A 19,169-nucleotide genomic window follows, 5' to 3' on the forward strand; every position below is an offset into this window, starting at 1 on the left:
GTTTGTGATGTCCAAATGAGTTGACGGTTCTGACCTCAAAGATTGACCTGAATCGAATGTGTTCAATAGAGATAATTGACTTGGTTTATGAAATAAATCCAGTTAATTGTCTGCTGAATATAATGTATCAAAAGAACTACAATGTGCCCAAGAAGGAATTATTATTACTGCAACTGTTAGCAAAAAACTTACCGGGGCAATTACCGGCCACTTCCTTATAGACCTCTATACTCCGATACTTCCGATCATCCTCCCGCTCCTGATTGACACAATGGGCTTGTCCTATTTCCTTGCCGGCCTTATTGTTACGGCATTTAATGTAGTATCCTCAATAACCCAGCCATTTGTCGGTCTTTACAGCGATAAAACCGGCTGGCGTGCAAGTGTTCCGCTGTGCGTTTCAATTGGGAGTCTCGGTATCTGTCTTACCGTTTTCACGAACAATTATTTACTCCTTCTCGTGCTGGTAATGGGAGCTGCAATCGGTCATGCATTGTTCCATCCGTCAGCAATGGATCTGGTTTACCGATTAAGCCCCCCGACAAAACGGGGAATGTACAATTCAATATTCACAACAAGCGGCAGCATCAGCTACTCTATTGGGCCGTTTATAGCAGGAGTTTTGATTGAATTTGCTGGTCTTCCATCAGTTGTATGGATGGTGATTCCAGGTATTATAGGGGCAGCATGGATTTACCGAAATGATCTCCGATATCTGGATGAAAAATTTTTTGAAAAGCCAGCTAAGAAAGTTAGAAGTCAGTCTGTGGAGAGGAAAAAATTCTGGTGGGTTCCTGCAGGACTTGTTGTGACAATCTGTTCTCTTCGCGCCTGGGCATACGTGGGATTGATTACTTATCTGCCAGCGCTTCTAACTATCGAGTATCAGGGTTTTGATACTGTAACAACATCTCTGATTGTAACTGTTATGCTGTTTTTTGGAGTCGGGGGCCAGATTGCAGGCGGGTATTTTTCAGATCTTTTCGGGCGTAAATTAATGCTGGTTCTTGGCCTTTTGTGTGCAGTGCCATTGTTTGCCCTGATTTTTCTTGCTGACGGCTGGCTGATGTACTTTGGGATTATGATGTACTCGTTTTTTGCCTGTTTCTGCTATGTGACATCAGTTACAATGACGCAGGAACTTCTCCCCGGAAACGTCGCTTTTGCGTCAGGACTCATTCTCGGGCTTTGTATGGGCGTTGGAGGGGTAGGAGCTGCGGTTATCGGCTGGGCTGCCGATGTGATGGGGTCGCTTTCTGATGCAATGTTTCTGTTGATTATTCCTACGATATTGTGCCCGATTCTTGCATTGTTTGTTCGGTATCCGCCCGGAAAATAAATTCTTCTGTAGATATCCGAATTTCTATACTTGTATAGGTCCGAATCCATAACACTCCTGTAGATCGATATGGTGTCGGGAAGTAACCGTGCCTGCAGACGGTTCGAAAAAGGTCACTTTCACAGTTGAACGCAGATATTGAGTTCCAGGCAGATACCAGGTTCACGGGCTGAAGTTTGATATCTTCCGGACTCCGGATTGGCGAGAGAAAGTGAAAGAAATATGAAAAATGTAATGTAGGGGGCTTTTTTGCCCTTTTATTTTTTAAACGGGCTCTTTTTACACCTTAAAGCAAGGAATTACTGGACGACCTTGCATGTCTGAAAGCCTGATTATTTTTCTCTATACTGCGAACCTTATAGTGAATTTAGTCCCATTTTTCCTGTTCAGTTCAAGTTCCCCGTCTAACTGTTCTACGAGGGTGGTTATAAGCTGCATGCCAAGGGTGTCGGGATTTTCCAGGTCAAAGCTTTCAGGTATGCCGATCCCGTCATCTGAAACTTTTAGAATGAAACCGGTTTTCTTCAGGCCTTGATTTTTATTTCCTGTTCCACTCCCTTTAGATTTTCTGATTTTTTCTTTATAGAGTTGGATCCGAATTTCTCCTCCGTTTCTCCCGTGAAATGCGTATTTGAGGGAATTGGAAACAAGTTCATTGACAACTATTCCTAACGGGATTGCTACGTCCATATTGAAGAACGCATTTTCTTCCAGATCCATACACAGGCGGATACTTTTGCTGCTAAGGCTGTAAGTCTGGAAAAGGCTTTTAGCCAATTTTTGGAGGTACGCTGAAAAATCAAGTTTATCGGTTCCTTCTCCTTTATAGAGTTCTTCATGGATAAGGGACATTGAGAATACACGGTTTTTACTTTCTTTGAAAGCTTCCAGTACCTCTTTATCCCGGAACTTTTCAGCCTGAAGGTCCAGCAGAGAGGAGATTACCTGCAAATTATTCTTGATTCTATGATGGATTTCTTTTTTTCTGGCTTCTTCGCTTCTTGCCAGGGCTTCTTCTGCCTTTTTTTTCTCGGTGATATCGAGAACAAAGGCTATGCCTTCATTGCGTGCCTGATCGAAGGTAGCTACTCCAAGGATGATGGGTACGCGCGAGCCGTCTTTGCGGATGTACTCCTTCTCAAAGGGCGTGGCCACGCCTGTGGCTCTTAGTTCCGCGATAGCGTGCTCGTCCAGGAGACGATATTCCGGCGGGGTCATCTTATCCCAGTTAATCCGCCCTGCCTGTAAGTCCTCACGTGTGTAACCTATTATCTCCAGAAACTTGTCGTTGGCGCCGGTAATTGAACCGTTCAGCTTATAGTAATGCATGCCGAACAGACCTGATTCGTAAAACCTGCGCAGACGCGCCTCACTTTCCCGTAGCGTCTCTTCCGCCCGCTCTTGCTCAGTAATATCTCTGGCAATGGCTGAGATAGCCATAAGCTCTCCGGATGCATCAAAAATCGGAGAAAGAGTTACTGAAACATTTATTATCGTACCGTCCTTTTTTAACCGCAAAGTTTCATAGCTCTGGATTTTTTTGCCCTGTTTAATCTTTTCAGAAAACCGTTTTATTTCCCCTTTGAGATTATCCGGTTCGACTATTGATATGTTTTTTCCCAGAATTTCTTCGGCCGAATAACCGTAAACCTGTTCTGCCCCTTTATTCCAGCTGGTGACAATACCTTCAAGAGATTCGGTAAGAATAGCATCATTTGATGATTCTACAGCATTTACCAGGATCTGAATTTTCTCTTCTGCTTTTTTGCGTTCGGTGATATCCTGAACTATTCCCCTCATTCTAACAGGAACATTTTCCTCATCAAAAATAATTCTGGATTGCATATGGATTGTGTGTATTTCTCCATTAGCCAGGACAATCCTGTAATCAATATTGCAAGGTTTTCCTCTACTTAATGACTCTTTAAGGGCATTATCAACATAGTCCCGATCATCGGGATGCGTGTAATTTAAATATTCATTGTAAGCTGGTGCTGACTCTTCAGGATTACGTCCAAAAATACGATACATTTCCTCAGACCAGTAAGCTTTATCATTTGCAACGTCCCAATCCCAATTTCCGACGTGGGCCATTTTTTGAGCTTCAGCAAAACTTTGCTCACTTTCTTTCAACGACTCATAAGCCTTCTCAAGCTGAATTGTTCGTTCTTTAATTTTTTCTTCCAGACTGTCCCGTGCTTTTTTTAAAGCTTCTTCTGCTTCTTTTCGCTCGGTGATATCGGTGAGTACGCTCAGTGAGCCTGCAAACTTGCCATCTTTATTAAAAATGGCTTTAGTACTTATAAGCGCCCATAAGAGTGAGCTGTCCTTACATGTTAATTTCAGTTCATAGACCTGATTGATACCTTGCTTCCTTTTTTCCAGATTAAGTTTGAGGATAAACTCAAATTCCTCGTCGACAAAGTTACATGGAGATCTGCCGACCATTTCATCCTGACTGTATCCCAACATCTCCGCCATTTTTTCATTGACGTAGGTAGTCCTGGCTTTAGTGTCAAGTATCCAGATACCTTCGTTTGCTATCTCTACAATATTGCGGTACTTTTCCTCACTCTCCCGAAGTTTTTCTTCAAGCTCTTTCCGGTCACTTATATCGAATCCGTAAATATTTACGGATTCATCTTCGGGTAAGGGATGAAATGAGACCAGGTATACTCTCGTTCCTGCTTTAACTTCCATTTTTTCCGGGCTGTTCCGGCAAATTACCCTTTTCACAAGATCTCCGATACAGGAAGGCAGTTTTTTTCCAACTCTTGCGCCCCACTCATGCAATAAGGGCTCACCTGCCTCATTTGAGTAAAGAAGCGTCCCATCCTTTTCCACGCGGAGCACAGGATTCGGGTTCGCTGCCGGAAATTGCTCCATTTTCGCCTTCATTTTTCCCCTTCAGGCCCTTCTCTTTGAAGGCAATGGCTTACCTTCATTGAACAGTTTGACGGGAGTAAAACTTACGCAGTTAGATTGAAAAAACAACAGCATCAAACCTTTAGTTGTCTAAAAAAATCAATTTGATCCCAGCGTACAGCGAGCTTGATTTTGTGTTTAGAGTGTATAAGTCTTGTGGATTAATTTTTAATAACTATGCTATTTAGTATTTCTGTTCTAATATATAGACTATACATATTTGAGGTACAAAATTAGTATCCATTTCTTCCGAAAACTGAAATGCTCTTCATTGGTCATCGGTTAAGGAATTTTCTTGCCTGAAGGCTATCGATTTTGCACCAAAAAGCTGCCTTAAATTTTGGCCTTATTACATGAAATCGATACTCAGTTCCAGTCCATAACCTGCTCTACTGAGACCTGAGTCATGCCGGTTCCGGGTGTAAGGGGGCAGTCGGCAACGTTTATACCTCCGCAGATCTCAATTACCTGGGAGTGTTGTGAGCCTGAAGGGTCGGTCATCAGACCTTTAGGACCTTCGGCACAGTAAACCCGTACTTTTTCATCTTCGGGAATGTCTTTTGCATTGCTGTTGATTTCATTGAGGATTGAACTGCGGAACTTGATCAGCTTTTCTGCCTGTGTTCCACAGTTAAGCAACTTGCCCACATATTCGATAGTAGGATCGGATTGTGTTACAAAGAGAATAGAATCATTAATAGCCACCACAGGAATGCTGCCGAGACTTTCCTGCCTGCGTTCTATAGCTTCATTAATTTTTCCATCCGTGCATAGAAATACCTGACACACTTTTGATTGTTTAGTTGTTATGTTAGGAAGAATATCATGCATATCGGTGTTTTATCCTGCAAAAATATGTGTGATGTATGTGTGATGTTGCAAGATACGTTTTTTAACAATTGCTGAGTTTTTATGATCTTTCATTAAAAATTCTTAAATGCCACTACTTTACTCGTCTCAAGTCTAACCAGACATAAACCACCTTCATGCAGCTCCAGGGAATCAACAAACTGCGCAGGCACTTCTGCAGTCCGGCTTTTGTTGCGTTTGACAAGTTTAAGGGTAATTCTTTTTTTAGGTCCTTTATTTATAATGCTGTTCACATGTGCAGAATAAATGTTTTCTTCCTGATCTTCAGAACCGGAGTCAGCTCGAAGAAGAGTTATGTTCTCAGGGTGGATTCCCCAGGAAACTTTATCTCCTGCTTTGAAATTCGGGGATTTTATTTTTATTTTCATGTCTCCGCTTTTTAGCACTGTTCTTTTTGACTCTTCACCATGTTCTTCCACATAAGCATCGTCAAAAATGTTTGATATGCCAATGAGTTCTGCCACATGCAGGTTTTCAGGATGATAGAAGATTTCCTCCGGGGTTCCGAACTGCTGAACTTTCCCCTCATATAAGATAAGAATTCTGTCGGCCAGCAGGAAAGCTTCTTCAAGGTTGTGGGTTATGAACAACAACGGTATTCCAATCTTGTTTTGCAAGTTTTTTATTTTATCGGCAAGTTCTGTTCTTATTTCCATATCAAGTGCGGAAAAGGGTTCATCAAGAAGAAGAATTCCCGGTTTGGGAGCCAAGGCTCTTGCCAGAGCTACCCTCTGCTTCTGCCCACCTGAAAGTTGAGAAGGATAACGTTTTTCCAGTTCCTCAATATGGAGAAGGTTCAGCTTTTCCATAACCCTTACTCCCCTTTCCTCTTTTTCCCAACCTTTGAGACCGCATTCTATGTTTTTTCTAACGTTCATATGAGGAAAGAGTGTATAATTCTGAAACACATATCCAAGGTTGCGTTTCTGGATGGGCAGATCAATTTTCTGGTCTTTGTAGAAATAAACTTTATTTCCGACAGTTATTTTTCCACTATCAGGTTCCGTGATTCCTGAAATGCACTTAAACAATGTGGTTTTTCCTGATCCCGAAGGCCCAAAAAGTACAACAAGTTCGTTTTCCATTTCAAAGCTGACATCCAGCGTAAAAGCTTTCTTAATACTTTTTTTCCTCTTGACTTCAGCTTCACTATACCGTTTTTTAAGGTCAACTTTAACGCCCAATCTCATACCTCTAATTTTCCTGCGAATCTGCCAGTCAGTGCGATGGTCAGCAGAGACATAAATACCAGGATTAAAACCAGTACCTGGGCAAGTTCGTTATTTCCTGCCTGAAATGCGCTGTATATTGAAACAGACATAGTGTTCGTTTTTCCCGGAATATTTCCTGCCAGCATGAGGGTTGCTCCGAATTCTCCAATGGCCCTGGCAAAACTGAGTATCAGCCCTGCAAGTACTCCTTTTTTTGCAAGAGGGAGTGTTATTTGCAGAGCAGTCTCAAGTTCACTTTTTCCAAGGATATAGGCAGCATACTCAATTTCCCTGTCCACTGCTTCAATGGCTGCTTTTGCTGTATATACCATCAGGGGAAGAGAAACCGTATAAGCTGCAATAACTGCTGCCTGCCAGGTAAACATTATCCCTCTCCCCATAACATCAAAAATCAATTGGCCTAAAAACCCGTTTCTTCCCACCAGAATCACAAGAATGTAACCGATTACTGTAGGGGGAAGGACAAGGGGGAGAGTTATGAGCAACTCCAAAAGTCCTTTTCCCCGGAATTCACGCCTTGCAAACACATAGGCTATGGTTACACCGCTGCATAGTACGAAAATGGACGATATGGTTACTATCCAGAGCGTGAGGGATAAAGGAAACCATATCTTGTCAAGCATGGAGATCATATCTTTTAGTTAATGATTTTATTTGGATCCGGAAGTAAATCCGTATTCTTCCAGTATTTCCTGTCCTTCTTCTCCTGTTACGTAATCCAGGAATGCCTGTGCCTCTTCTTTGTTTTCAGAAGCAGAAACCACAGCTATCGGATAGCTAATAGGGATACTTACAGGCACAATGGCGACGATTTTTATCGTTCCTGTGTCTGCAGTCTTTGCGTCAGTCATGTACACAAAACCTGCGTCTACTTCTCCTCTTTCAACGTATGTAAGAACCTGTTTGACGTCTTCTCCAAGTACAAACTTGTTTTCCGTCTGATTCCATAAATCTGCTTCAGTCAATACAGTGCGTGTATAGTTTCCTACAGGAACAGTGTCAGGATTTCCAATTGTGATTCTCTCAACTTCGGGGGAGGTCAGGTCTTCTATTCCGGTTATGTTGAGGGTACTGCTTGCAGGGACTATGAGCACAAGGGAGTTCCGGGCAAAGTCTTTCCTTGTACTATTATCTATCAGTTCCTTTCCGGCAAGTGTGTCCATGTTTTTCTGGTCAGCCGAAGCAAAAACATCAACCGGAGCTCCTCCTTCTATTTGCGTACGCAGATTCCCTGAACTTCCAAAGTTGAAATTCACGTCTATGTTAGGGTTTTCAGTCTCAAACTGTGATTCCATATCCGTAAAAGCTTCGGTAAGGCTGGCAGCTGCAGAAACCATAATCTCAGACTCCTGCTCAGAAACCTGAGTTTCTGCTGTGGGAGTACCAGTTTCGTTTGTAGCTTCGCTTCCATTATCAGTACATCCTATTGTAAGGAATACACCTAATAATACTAACAGAACTACCAGTTCTTTTTTCATAGTTTCACCTGCGCAAAATACAAATCACTATTTTGTTTTTCTCCACAATTTTTTTCTCTTAATTACTTAATATGATTTCATGATAAGCCGTTATGTTTATTAAAACACAACGATCCTTTTGTATTTTTATAGTATAAGAAGATTCCCGAATTTGCTATTATTCGGAGCTAAATTTTTAGAGAGTAGAGTCCAAATAATTGTGAAATAAGTGAAGTCACTTCTCAAGACTATTGAGATAAGATAAATCCACACTCTGCAGATCTACACCGCTATACATTATCTGACTTTTCTGGAAAAGAATGTCGAAAATATAGTTTTGAAAGTTAATACTGAGAGCTGTGATTATGTTCTCCAAAAACATAATCTGTTCTGCCTGTGGGGCTGCTTGCGACGATATTCAGGTTGAATTCAGGAACGGAACAATCGAAGCTAAAAATGTATGTAAGATAGGAAATGTCAGATTTAAGGTGATTAAAAGTTCACAGAGGTTCAGGCAGCCTCTTATAAGGCTTGAAGGAAAATTAACACCTATTTCCTGGGACGAAACCCTTGAGAAAGCTGCTGATATCCTTGTCTCAGCGAAACGCCCTCTGCTTTTCAAAAAGTAATGAAGATACTTTAAAACAGCTTTTTAAGAAAATCAAAGAAAAAAATCTAAAGTAAAAGTGAAGAAAGACAGAATATGTTTGCATAAGTTTTTGGCTGCTGATAATACTCTAGGCAGCCGGTAAACTTCGGGAACAAAACTCATCTTTAAACCCCATTGTTTTCTTTCCGAGCTCTGAAGAATCTGGACTTTGTTACCAGAGTCTCCGTTACAAGAACCTTCACTATGATAGGTCTTCAGTATAAGGCATTTTATAAGATTAACTCATATAATCAACTGTTTTGGTTCTTTATTTTTTGATTATTTTCAGCTTTTTATTTTTTAAGCTGGACAGGTCATTGACAATTTATTTGTCTGTGGGTGGTGAAGATGAAAGTAAAGTTGAAAATGAAACGTTTAGATCTATCTGTATTTTGTGCACTTTTGATTGTGGCCCTGGGAGTATCTCCTGCTCTTGCCCAGATGGGGCAGGGTGGAAACATTGATGGTATGGGCCGGGGGATGGGCCAGGGAATGAGTCCGGGAATGGGTCCGGGAATGGGCCAGGGTATGATGAATGGTTACGGGTTTGACCGGTACGACAGCAGATTTGCAGGCTTCGGATCAATAACTTTCGAAGAAGTCTGCAATAATTTCGGAGTTCCGGTTGAAACTGCTCTCTCTGACCTCAATCTTCCGGAAGACATGGACACGAACCTTACAGTTCTGGAAGTCGAAGAGCAGTACGGAGTCTCAGGGCAGGAAATTGCGAGCTACATGGTCACGAACATGCAGCAGACGCCAACTTCTCTCAACGCCAGGCAGAGACTTCTTATGCGCCAGCAGGCCATACAGAACATGCGAGGCATGGGACAGGGAATGTATTTCATGCATCATGGACGCTTTGCATACGGAAACTATACGACCTTCAGTTTTGATGCCGATATAGGCGAAGTCAGCAACTTTGCAGTCAATGGGGACCAGATTTTCGATTCGGTAACGATCTCCGATTTTGTCTTTAAGGAAGAACAGGTTGCAGGGGCAACAGCTATTTATTATGGGGAAAACAGCCGGATTTTACTTCATGACAACCCTATGGGGGTCATGCAGATCATGGCTTTTGCCAACAAAACCGTTGATTTTAATCTCTCAGAAGGGACAGAAGCAAACGTGGATGCCGAACTTTCTCATGAGCTGGGTAATGCAATTATTGTAAATATAACCAAAAATAACTTTGAAGGGTCCCTTATTGTCTTCAAGAATTATCTTGCTACGGTTACTGATGACGAGCCACTGGAAGGGCTTGATGTTGAGGTTTCGGGTGACCAGGTAACGGTTACTCTTGTAAACAATAGCGTTGTCATGTTCCGAGCAACTCCAATGAACCCCTCTCTCATGCAGACCGGGTACAGTTACGGTTCTCATGCTGCATACATGCACCAGGTACTTAACCGGGAAATTGCCCGCGGTAGAGTAGGAGCTGAAATCGCTCTCCGTGCAGGCGGAAATAATTCCTCCGTTGTGAACTACACTTCCATTGGTGTACATATCAGGGACAGGGATAGAGACCGTATAGTGCTAGGGGTGGATTCGAACCTTTCTGAGGGCAGGGTCATTACCGTAAACGTGGACAACGAAACCATCAACCTTTCTAACCCCGACCGTATCAGGCTTCGCATTGATGGGCAGGTAATTGAAAGAGCAGAAAACATAGATGAACTCTTTGCTGGCGGAACCCGTCCGCTCTGTTATTTAGTGCAGGAAAACGAAACCGCCACCATGGCCGTATATATTCCTGAATTTTCGGAGCGCGAAATTATAATTGACCTGGAGCCCGAAGCAGGGGAAGAAAGTGGAGAAGAAACAGGGGAAGAGGGAGCTACTGAGGAGGAAGGTGAGGCTAAACCTACGCCAGCTTTTGAGTTCGGATTTGGAGTTGCGTTGCTGGCTTCCTCGTACAGGCTGAAACGCAGGAAATAAGTAGTCTTTCCCAGTCTTTAAGTTTAGTATCACTGGAAAAATTGGATGCAGAGTTAATTGGATTCAAAACTTTGCATCATCTCTTTTATTTTTCAGTTTTTCTATTTTTTTAATCTTTGGTCTCTAATCAACTTTTTTATCATTCCGGAATCCGGGACGGAAGTTTTTCGGTTTTTCTCATTGCTCAGCACTGGATTGATCAGGGAAGCCTGTCAGTCAAATTAATACTTCCTTTCACCTGAAGCCCGTTTTTATCCAGGTAAATACATAACGTATCTGCAGCTTGGCTGGTGACCGGGTAAAAAGAAAGAGAAGAAAGAAGGCAGTGTGCCTGAATTTCTGTAAAATTCTCTATACCTTTTTCCTCTTCTTTTTTGATTACTGTTCCATTATTAAATACTTATTTCCTGTAATCCACTCTTCATTAATATCAATCAGTATTGAGACTCGGAGTCTCAATACTGATTCCTGACTCGGGAATGCCCCTACTACCTTAGTTCTTCTTTTTATCTCCTTGTTAGTTCTCTCCATGATATTTGTTGTCCTTATTCTTCTCCAATGACTCTGTGGAAACTGCATATAATTCATTACATCATACTGGAAACTTTCAAGTGTATCAGCTGCGCTTTTATATCCCATTTTATCCAGTTCTCTAATCAATTCCTGTAACTTCTGACGGTCTACCAATGCTTCTTTTATTTTATCTGCTACTTCTTTTTGCTTCTTTTTTGGAACCTTTTTTAGGGCTTGTCTTATCAGATGGACATGACACATTTGCCAGCTTGATCCAACAAAGGACTCTCTAACTGCTTTTTGTATTCCTTTATGACCATCAGAAACAATTAACTTGACACCTCTTAACCCTCTTACTTTAAGGTCTTCGAATAGATCTTGCCAGAATAGAGAGTCTTCACTGTCTGCTAATCTTGCTCCAAGAATCTCACGATAACCGTCGTCCCTGACTCCGGGCAACTATGAAAAGAGCTTTATTTTCATAGTGAAGTCCATCTCTCACTTTGAGATAAGTCGCATCGATAAACAGATAAGGAATTTCGTGTTCTATTGGCTTTGATAAGAACTCTTCAACCTTTTGATCAAGTTCTTTAGTAATCCTGGAAACAGAAGAGGCTGAGATTCCCTCTACTCCTAAAGCAGTCATGATCTTATCCACCCTTCGGGTGGAAACACCTTGGAGATAAGATTCACTCACGGCAGCTAAAATGGCCTTTTCAACTCTTGAATACTTCTCAAAAACCTCTGTTTCAAAGGGAAACTCACGGAACTGAGGTTTTAATAATTCAAGTTCTCCATACTTGGTCAGGAGAGTACGGGGTTTGTAACCGTTTCTACTGGCTTTGCGAGAATCAGTCCTCTCATAACGTTTTGCACCAGATTGGAGGAGGGCTTCCTCCTCCATTACAAGGTTTAAAAACCAGGTAATTAACTGGCGAATTCCATCTTCCTGATCGAAAAGATAATCTTTTATAAATGAGACGACATTAACCATTGACTCTGCATCCTGTTTTTTTTGTGGTGAAAGGAAAAGGATATAGAGTCAATCATATTTTACAGAACTTTCGGTACACTGCCAGAAAGAAATTGAGAGAAATAAAATAGAAGAAAAAAAGCAGGAAAAGAAAGTTTGAAAATACAACAAAAAAATGGTAAACGTAGAAAAGGGTTGTTATTTGTCAATTTTCTTCTTTTTTCTCTTTCTTGCGGGAAAGGCCGCTCTCCTTCGTCAAGCGTGACAAGAATCGTTTAGTATAGTGAATAATGTTGTATGGGTCAGAAAAATATCCTCTTATCACCGAAGGGGTTTTTTAAATCACTTGGTATCACAAACCTCCGCCAGCTTGTCTGGCGGCCCTACCCAAAAAGCAGAAGAAATTTGAAAAATTAGCAAAATAATAAAAATAGATTGTAGAGAAAAGTATCTTTCAAGTATAGTTCAGTCCTATCTCTTTTAAGTCTTCTCAGATTTTTTGCTGTTTTTAATATTGTTTTCTAGCAATATTACTGGTTTGTTATTGTTCCCTCCGATTTCTATTTATTCTCTAACTTTTATTTTTAACTTTTTCATTCTTCTTTCTTCTCTTCCTTTATGGACTGGCCGCTCTCCTTCGTCGAGCGTGACAAGAATGGTTTGGTGTAGCAAATAACCTTGCATGGGTCGAAGTATTCGAATTTACTTCTTTCAGTTTTCTGCAACTCAGCTAACTCTATAACCTCTAAATGACGTAATTCGGGAGAAGCATCTTCTCAAACTTTTCTATAAAATCATGTATATATAAATCTGAACTCCAATAATTATACTATGGGAGTGAAGAAACACTTTTTATGGTTAATTATAGGGCTTACAGGGTTTATATTACTTTTTTCAGCTTATATGCCTCTACACCCTGAAGGAATTGCTCAGGCAAACGCATCCGGCAGTGAAGGAAATCATACCGGATCGGACTCGGGAATTTCTGTTGAAACCTCGACTGTAAACCCTCTCGGAATTATGGCTTCAGGAACCGTTGAAACCAATAGGGATCTTGAGCTTACCATCTATGAACAGGAACTTGCTCTTGTAAAAGAAAGGAGGGAAATTGAACTTGAAAGTGGGGAGAACCGTGTGGAATATACTGACATTGCTTCCGGAATTATCCCTGCATCGGTTATGGTAGAAGACCCTGAAAATGACGAAGTTACTATCCTTGAACAGAATTATGAGTATGACCTCCTGAGCAGCTCCAGTTTGCTTGAAAAATATCTCGGCAGAGAGATTACAGTAGCAGGCGTAAACGGTGAGACTTATACTGGGAGGCTGCTGAGCCATGAAGGAGAAGGATTAGTCCTTGAGACCGAGACAGGTGAAGCTGTAGTTATCAGGGAGATGGCAAAGATAGAGCTGCAGAACGCCTCCGAGCTTTCAACAAAGCCGACTATTGTCTGGCAGATCTACTCTCCTGTTTCCGGGACTCGTGAACTTCTCACTTCCTACCTGACAGAAGGGATAGGCTGGAAAGCAAATTACATCCTGAAAAGCAATGAGGATGACACGCAGGCTGATATAAGGGGCTGGGTAAACATTGACAACAGTGCAGGCATTACTTATGAGAATGCAACTTTGAAACTTGTCTCAGGGGAAATAAATCGCGTATCTCCGCCGGTGCAACCTCTGGCCGAACGTGCGGAAGAAGCAGCAGTAGCTGAAGATCAGGCTGCACCTTCCTTTACCCGAGAAACCCTTTCCGAGTATCATCTCTATACCCTTGACAGGCCGGCAACTCTTAATAACAACCAGGAAAAACAGATCTCACTTTTCTCTGCGGACTCCGTGCCCGTAGATAAGGAGCTTATCTATGACAGTGCTCTGGGGGAGAGAGTCAGGGTTTTCCTTACTCTTGAAAACTCAAATGAAACCGGGCTTGGAATGTCTCTTCCGGCAGGTTTGGCAAGGGTTTATAAAGCCGACTCTGCAGGAGAACTGCAGTTTCTGGGTGAAGACAGTATAGAACATACTCCTGAAGGTGAGGAGCTGAAAGTGGCTGTGGGTTCAGCCTTTGACCTTACGGTCACACGAAACCAGACAGAGTACCAGCATATCAGCGATAACGTAGAAAGGGTCAGTTATGAAATCGAAATTAACAACAGCAGATCTGAACCTCAGCCTGTTACTGTGGTGGAACATCTTTATGGAGACTGGGAGATTCTGGAAAGTTCGGACGAGTATGAAAAAACCGATGCTTTTACCATTGAATTCAGAGTAACGGTTCCTGCAAATGGGACGAAAACAATTACCTATACCGTGGAGAATCGATTTTAAGAACAATGCCTTTAATCGGGGTTCTGCAGAGGAAAAGTTGAAGGTTGAATATGAAGTAAAAATCTTAGAACTTACGTAGTTGCCTGTTTTGCAGGCAACTTTTGTATTTCTGTGATTTTCATGCTAAAGCATTTTTTGCTTTTCTATAATTGATTAACAGCATTTCTTGCAATGCTTCACTTTGTTTCGAACCGCGTAACATTTTATTCTCTGCATTTCAAATCTCAGAAATTCTCTTATTGTCACCATATGTGCTCTTCACACATTATTTCTCCTTGCCTGACAGCGTTCTACTTCAAAGACTATTTTATCCTCCATGATATTCTTCAATCTTTCAGGTTTCCTTTGCTAACTCTTTCTTTTGTATCAATTATTCTTGATACCCGCCATCCGGATTTTTAAAATTTGAATCCATATTTTAATCATGCTTCTAAATATTCAATAGAACAAGGAGATTGAATATGAATAAAGAGACTGACGCAGTACCGGCAGAAGAGAATCCTGAAAATAATCCTGATGATGAAGAAGATTTACTGTATACGCACAAGCCTGAAAATCGGGGAAGTAGTATGCAATGGAACTTTGCTTTCTGCAGAAGACCGGGTCATTAAAAAAAATCATAAGATACCTAAAAATCTCGTAACTTCTAACCAACCGTTTGATAAATAATTCTGGCTCTCTTTTATTAGTCTATAAATCTTTTATTAGCCTATAAACACAGAATTTCCTCTTTATTTGAACTCATTTCAATAATTATTCACGACTAACCAGTCATAATATTTCTTTTAAACAGGAGGTATTAATATATCATTTTTAAATGAAATGCTACCTGAAACCGCTGAAGCTTTCGGAAAGATGAGAAATTCCATTTTTAAAGACGCTTTTCTGGATCTCAAAACAAAAGAATTAATCGCTGTTGCTTCCTCAGTCCTTATGCGCTGTCAGTTTTGCGTTGATACGCATTCTCAAAGAGCCGTTGTTGCAGGAGCGACAAAGGAAGAGCTCGCAGAAGCGATTTCAGTTGCAATGTTTGTTGCTGCGGGTTCACAGATAGGATGGACAAACGTATATGAGGAAAATGTATACAACAAAATTTTTGAGAAGGATAAGGACGAGAAAGAAGAAGATTGCTGCTGTTGCTGTGAGGATTAATATTTGCATGTTATTTTCAAATTTTTCTGCATCTGTGTGATCTGGACAAGATATTTATCTTGTTTATCATGTTTGAATATATCAACATATCTTGATCCCTACAATCATTTTTTGATATCATATAAAACAAAACCGATGATCAGGAGAATTATTGTGAAACGATTGCATAGAATACAAGGTAAAAACCAAATTTCTTTTTCCATTTCAGCTATTTTTTTCTTAATTTTCTTCAGCTCAGGTTGCACGGATATTAATGGTTCCGGTGATGAGACAGACCCTGTTGAAACTACAGCGAACGTTAATAATTCCGCTAGTGAGGCAGAATTGGTCGAGGTCACGAATCTGAGTCAAATTGACCAAGCTCTTAATAAAGGGCCTGTTGTGCTGAAGCTTGGGTCTAAGGGCTGCATTCCCTGTCAAGAGCAGGAAGAAGTGCTTTCAGAGCTTCTTCCGATGTATCAGAATTCTGCTTCAATCATGCTTATTGATATCAAGGAACACCCCGAATTTGCAGCAACGTTCGGAGTAAGGGTCATTCCCGATACCTGTATTATTGCAGGCATCGAGGACGGCAAATATATGTACATGCGGCCGGACGGAAGCAAAAGTTCGGAAAGGGCAAGTGCAAGGTTCCTGGGTGCTGCCGATAAAGAAACCCTTTCACAAACTCTTGAGAAAGCTATCGAATTCAGAAGTATAGAGGAGTAAACTTATGTTTTCCGATTTTCTTCCATTAAAGCATTAAAATAGCTCTTGAAGGCTGCCCGAAAAAATACGTAACCAAAACCACGTACCTTGCAGGTTTCAAGGTTAATCATCAGATTATACTTTCCCAATTATAGACTAAGAAGATAAAAGATAGAAACCTTAGAATAACGAAATAACCCAAATTATTTAAAAATAATGAGAATTATTCAATCCAGGGTCTCCTCTTTAATTATTAACAGCAAGTTCAACTTTTGGCTTTAGAAAATTATGGCTTTAGAAAAGTATATATATTTTTTAAATTCAATGGTTGTTGATATGATTGATGAAGAAAATATGCAGCTTTTCAAGGCCCTAAGCGAAGATACAAGATACAGAATTATCAAGGCTCTCCTCGAAGCTGAAAGCAAATGCAAGGAAGAAAGATGTGGTAGCCATAAGGGCGAACTTTGCGCCTGTGAGATTCCGGAACTTATTGGTAAGACCCAGTCCAATACTTCAATGCACCTTGCAAAGTTGCAGGATTGGGGCATCATTAAAGTAAGGAAAGAAGGAAAGATGAGGCTATATTCCATAAACAATAACAAAGTTAGAAAGGTTTTGGAAATCCTTGAAGAATGATTTTTGTGCCGCTATCCAGTTGGAATTTATAGCTTTCTGACCTGAAAAGTAGATGTAAAAGGTAAAAAAGTACTATAAGCTACTAACTTAGTAACCGCATCCTTTCAAAGGCTGGCAGGTTTTTTTACTCTATTCTTTTTCCCAGCAATCAATGCAAAATTAATGATTTCAGGAAATTTATCTGAATGACTTTTTTGATATCCCACATACAAACACTCCTATATTAAACAGGGAACAATTTTCAACCTTTTACCGATAACATTATATCTTATAATTATCATATCAATATATATTGATATAATTAAGAACTGAAAGGTATACTAAAAAAGAAAATAAAAAAGGTATCAAAGAAGGATTCCAAAATGGTTGACATATTCTATCTCCTTCAATGGATTGCTGACAAACTGACCTATGGAGTTTTTGGGATTGCACCTGAAACTCATCTTGCAGCCAGTGTCAACTTTATCATTTACGATGTAATGAAAATTTTCGTCCTGCTGAGTATGATGATTTTTGTGATCTCATACATCAGGACCTACATAACCCCTGAAAAAACCAGAAGGGCTCTGGGAGGTAAGAAAGGGCTTCGATATCATTTTCTAGCCTCTCTTATTGGGACAGTCTCGCCGTTTTGTTCATGCTCTTCAGTACTCCTTTTTATCGGGTTTGTGGAAGCCGGAGTGCCACTTGGGGTTACTTTTTCTTTTCTGATCACCTCTCCTCTGGTAAATGAAGCGGCAGTCGCCGTGCTCTGGGCAACTCTCGGCTTTAAGGCAACAATTATCTATGTTGTGTCAGGAATTGTGCTGGGCGTTCTGGGAGGCTATCTGATTGGGTTTTTGAAGCTGGAAAGGTATGTAGAAGATTTTGTCTATAAAATAAAAGTGGGACAGCAGAACACCGAACCTGAAAAAATAAGAATAAAGGAAAGGGCAGGCAATGCCTTTGAAGGCGTAAAGGATATTGTGGGAAAGGTATGGATCTACGTAATAATAGGAGTGAGCATAGGAGGTGTTTTCCATGGATATGCCCCTGAAGGCATTCTCGAAAAATACGCAGGTGAAGACAACCTGCTTGCAGTGCCGATTGCCGTCCTCATTGGCGTGCCTCTTTACTCAAATGTTATGGGCATGATCCCTATAGTCGAAAGCCTGATCGGAAAAGGACTCCCGATAGGAACCTCTCTAGCATTTCTTATGTCGGTTACTGCCGTCTCCCTGCCTGAGATGATTATCCTCAAAAAGGTGCTGAAAAAAGAACTGATCGCGATTTTTGTCTCAATCGTTGCTGTATCGATTATCTTTACAGGGTATCTATTCAATTTGCTGCTATAATTCGTATGCAAAGGAAGCAATATAAAGTTAATATAAAAGAACAGAGGAGATAAAATGAAAAAGAAATCAGGAAATGGATTACTTAATAAAAGAACAGGGACAATTAATTATTATTAAAAATTCAAAATCTTCTAATATGTATTGAGATGCAGATTGAGTAAAACTGTAAGGATCATAGAGGACATTGATAATGAAACCTGTAAAAAGCGGACTTGATTCCATTTCCAGATACCTCCGTACTAATAAAGAAGTCGGCAGGAGGAAAATAGGACTTCTGGTAGATGGACCGAACATCCTCAGAAAAGAGTTTGATGTAAATCTTGAGGAAATAAGGGACGTTCTGAAGAGCTACGGAAATATCAAGATCGGGCGCGTTTTTCTGAACCAGTACGCATCTGAAAAGCTTGTCGAGGCTATTGAAAACCATGGACTTGAGCCCATCATCTGTTCCAGTGATGTGGATGTGCGCCTTGCAGTAGAGGGCATGGAACTGGTCTACAACCCCAATATAGATACCCTTGCAATCGTAACCCGAGATGCTGATTTCAAACCACTCCTGAACAAAGCAAATGAACACGGGAAAGAGACCATTGTCTTTGGGGTTGAGCCCGGATTTTCCACAGCGCTCAAAAACTCTGCGGATTATGTCATTCTCATGGACAAAAAACGCATGAGTGGTTATGATGATGAAATTGAAGAGAATAAACATAATGCTTCGGAGTTCGAAGACTATCAGAAAGACGAGTATGAAGAATCTGTGAAAAAGACCTGATTTCTCTTTTTAAGCATAGTTTTTCTCTATTTTTATAAAGAGAAGTTCCATTTAGAGTCGAGTATCTTAAAAGTGTACAAAACGACTCAGTTCCAAAATCTAGTGATTTTTGATTTTTATGTTTATCACTAGATTTTGACATTGTGTCGTATAAAACTACTGATTTATTTTAATTTTTTCTTACTTGGACTTTAAATTACTCATTAAAATTATTAATTTCTACGATTCTCATCAGATTTTCGAAATCTTTATATCATCATATCCATATATATCAATTTAATGATATTATAATAATTCAGGTCTTTAAAACAAAAGACGGTTAGAAAACGAAGAAAGAAGTCTACCCTGATTTATTTTTTAG

Annotated in this window: 15 protein-coding genes and 1 pseudogene; 10 read left to right on the forward strand and 6 right to left on the reverse strand. The window is 40.5% G+C overall.

Annotated elements, in window-relative coordinates; genetic code table 11:
- Positions 1 to 106 precede the first annotated feature (106 nt).
- Complete coding sequence (locus MSHOH_RS05250; RefSeq protein WP_082089244.1) at positions 107 to 1,339, forward strand: MFS transporter; 1,233 nt, start codon at positions 107 to 109, stop codon at positions 1,337 to 1,339.
- A 342-nt stretch (positions 1,340 to 1,681) separates the two neighbouring features.
- Here MSHOH_RS05250 and MSHOH_RS05255 read toward each other — a convergent pair whose 3' ends face one another.
- From MSHOH_RS05255 to modA, 5 genes are all read right to left on the reverse strand, one after another.
- On the reverse strand, positions 1,682 to 4,237 hold the full coding sequence (locus MSHOH_RS05255; protein ID WP_048137932.1) for a PAS domain S-box protein: 2,556 nt from the start codon (positions 4,235 to 4,237) through the stop codon (positions 1,682 to 1,684).
- Between the two features lie 393 nt (positions 4,238 to 4,630).
- Positions 4,631 to 5,095 carry a TroA family protein gene (locus tag MSHOH_RS05260; protein WP_052730726.1) on the reverse strand — a complete coding sequence of 155 codons (465 nt, stop codon included), beginning with the start codon at positions 5,093 to 5,095 and terminating at the stop codon, positions 4,631 to 4,633.
- Positions 5,096 to 5,187: 92 nt separating this feature from the next.
- Positions 5,188 to 6,324 carry an ABC transporter ATP-binding protein gene (locus MSHOH_RS05265; RefSeq protein ID WP_052730727.1) on the reverse strand — a complete coding sequence of 379 codons (1,137 nt, stop codon included), beginning with the start codon at positions 6,322 to 6,324 and terminating at the stop codon, positions 5,188 to 5,190.
- Positions 6,321 to 6,998: a molybdate ABC transporter permease subunit gene (modB, locus tag MSHOH_RS05270; RefSeq protein ID WP_048137936.1), complete on the reverse strand. Its 678-nt coding sequence runs from the start codon at positions 6,996 to 6,998 to the stop codon at positions 6,321 to 6,323. The genes MSHOH_RS05265 and modB overlap by 4 nt, the downstream gene beginning before the upstream one ends.
- An 18-nt stretch (positions 6,999 to 7,016) precedes the next feature.
- Positions 7,017 to 7,844: a molybdate ABC transporter substrate-binding protein gene (gene modA, locus MSHOH_RS05275; RefSeq protein ID WP_048137938.1), complete on the reverse strand. Its 828-nt coding sequence runs from the start codon at positions 7,842 to 7,844 to the stop codon at positions 7,017 to 7,019.
- 344 nt (positions 7,845 to 8,188) lie between these two features.
- Here modA and MSHOH_RS05280 point away from each other — a divergent pair, with 344 nt between their 5' ends.
- Positions 8,189 to 8,452 (forward strand): hypothetical protein, encoded by a 264-nt coding sequence (locus MSHOH_RS05280; RefSeq protein ID WP_048137939.1) that lies wholly within the window; start codon positions 8,189 to 8,191, stop codon positions 8,450 to 8,452.
- 368 nt (positions 8,453 to 8,820) lie between these two features.
- Complete coding sequence (locus MSHOH_RS05285; protein ID WP_239451234.1) at positions 8,821 to 10,410, forward strand: MAST domain-containing protein; 1,590 nt, start codon at positions 8,821 to 8,823, stop codon at positions 10,408 to 10,410.
- A 378-nt stretch (positions 10,411 to 10,788) separates the two neighbouring features.
- Here MSHOH_RS05285 and MSHOH_RS05290 read toward each other — a convergent pair.
- Positions 10,789 to 11,969 (reverse strand): annotated as a pseudogene (locus tag MSHOH_RS05290) (IS256 family transposase).
- Positions 11,970 to 12,727: 758 nt separating this feature from the next.
- On the opposite strand from MSHOH_RS05290, the gene MSHOH_RS05295 reads away from it, so the two are divergent.
- The 7 genes from MSHOH_RS05295 (at position 12,728) to MSHOH_RS05320 (ending at position 18,808) form a co-directional block, all read left to right on the forward strand.
- A complete protein-coding gene (locus MSHOH_RS05295; RefSeq protein WP_048137941.1) occupies positions 12,728 to 14,224 on the forward strand; it encodes a DUF4139 domain-containing protein in 1,497 nt (498 codons plus the stop codon).
- Positions 14,225 to 14,685: 461 nt separating this feature from the next.
- On the forward strand, positions 14,686 to 14,835 hold the full coding sequence (locus MSHOH_RS23485; protein WP_158024059.1) for a hypothetical protein: 150 nt from the start codon (positions 14,686 to 14,688) through the stop codon (positions 14,833 to 14,835).
- Positions 14,836 to 15,028: 193 nt separating this feature from the next.
- Positions 15,029 to 15,376, forward strand: coding sequence for a carboxymuconolactone decarboxylase family protein (locus MSHOH_RS05300; protein ID WP_048137942.1), 348 nt, complete (start codon positions 15,029 to 15,031; stop codon positions 15,374 to 15,376).
- A gap of 153 nt (positions 15,377 to 15,529) precedes the next feature.
- The gene (locus MSHOH_RS05305; protein ID WP_048137943.1) at positions 15,530 to 16,084 is read left to right on the forward strand and encodes a thioredoxin family protein; all 555 of its coding nucleotides are present in this window, start codon (positions 15,530 to 15,532) and stop codon (positions 16,082 to 16,084) included.
- 315 nt (positions 16,085 to 16,399) lie between these two features.
- The gene (locus MSHOH_RS05310) at positions 16,400 to 16,702 is read left to right on the forward strand and encodes an ArsR/SmtB family transcription factor (protein WP_239451235.1); all 303 of its coding nucleotides are present in this window, start codon (positions 16,400 to 16,402) and stop codon (positions 16,700 to 16,702) included.
- 362 nt (positions 16,703 to 17,064) lie between these two features.
- On the forward strand, positions 17,065 to 18,036 hold the full coding sequence (locus MSHOH_RS05315; protein ID WP_048137945.1) for a permease: 972 nt from the start codon (positions 17,065 to 17,067) through the stop codon (positions 18,034 to 18,036).
- 190 nt (positions 18,037 to 18,226) lie between these two features.
- The gene (locus tag MSHOH_RS05320) at positions 18,227 to 18,808 is read left to right on the forward strand and encodes a TIGR00288 family NYN domain-containing protein (protein WP_048137946.1); all 582 of its coding nucleotides are present in this window, start codon (positions 18,227 to 18,229) and stop codon (positions 18,806 to 18,808) included.
- The last annotated feature ends 361 nt before the right edge of the window (positions 18,809 to 19,169 follow it).

The sequence above is a fragment of the Methanosarcina horonobensis HB-1 = JCM 15518 genome, assembly GCF_000970285.1.
GTDB classification, from domain to species: Archaea; Halobacteriota; Methanosarcinia; order Methanosarcinales; family Methanosarcinaceae; genus Methanosarcina; species Methanosarcina horonobensis.

What these genes read in the sequence shown, in the direction of transcription:
- MSHOH_RS05255 (WP_048137932.1), bottom strand. Translation starts at nt 4,237, where the DNA reads ATGAAGGCGAAAATGGAGCAATTTCCGGCAGCGAACCCGAATCCTGTG.
- MSHOH_RS05260 (WP_052730726.1), bottom strand. Translation starts at nt 5,095, where the DNA reads ATGCATGATATTCTTCCTAACATAACAACTAAACAATCAAAAGTGTGT.
- MSHOH_RS05265 (WP_052730727.1), bottom strand. Translation starts at nt 6,324, where the DNA reads ATGAGATTGGGCGTTAAAGTTGACCTTAAAAAACGGTATAGTGAAGCT.
- modB (WP_048137936.1), bottom strand. Translation starts at nt 6,998, where the DNA reads ATGATCTCCATGCTTGACAAGATATGGTTTCCTTTATCCCTCACGCTC.
- modA (WP_048137938.1), bottom strand. Translation starts at nt 7,844, where the DNA reads ATGAAAAAAGAACTGGTAGTTCTGTTAGTATTATTAGGTGTATTCCTT.
- MSHOH_RS05280 (WP_048137939.1), top strand. Translation starts at nt 8,189, where the DNA reads ATGTTCTCCAAAAACATAATCTGTTCTGCCTGTGGGGCTGCTTGCGAC.
- MSHOH_RS05285 (WP_239451234.1), top strand. Translation starts at nt 8,821, where the DNA reads ATGAAAGTAAAGTTGAAAATGAAACGTTTAGATCTATCTGTATTTTGT.
- MSHOH_RS05295 (WP_048137941.1), top strand. Translation starts at nt 12,728, where the DNA reads ATGGGAGTGAAGAAACACTTTTTATGGTTAATTATAGGGCTTACAGGG.
- MSHOH_RS23485 (WP_158024059.1), top strand. Translation starts at nt 14,686, where the DNA reads ATGAATAAAGAGACTGACGCAGTACCGGCAGAAGAGAATCCTGAAAAT.
- MSHOH_RS05310 (WP_239451235.1), top strand. Translation starts at nt 16,400, where the DNA reads ATGATTGATGAAGAAAATATGCAGCTTTTCAAGGCCCTAAGCGAAGAT.
- MSHOH_RS05315 (WP_048137945.1), top strand. Translation starts at nt 17,065, where the DNA reads ATGGTTGACATATTCTATCTCCTTCAATGGATTGCTGACAAACTGACC.
- MSHOH_RS05320 (WP_048137946.1), top strand. Translation starts at nt 18,227, where the DNA reads ATGAAACCTGTAAAAAGCGGACTTGATTCCATTTCCAGATACCTCCGT.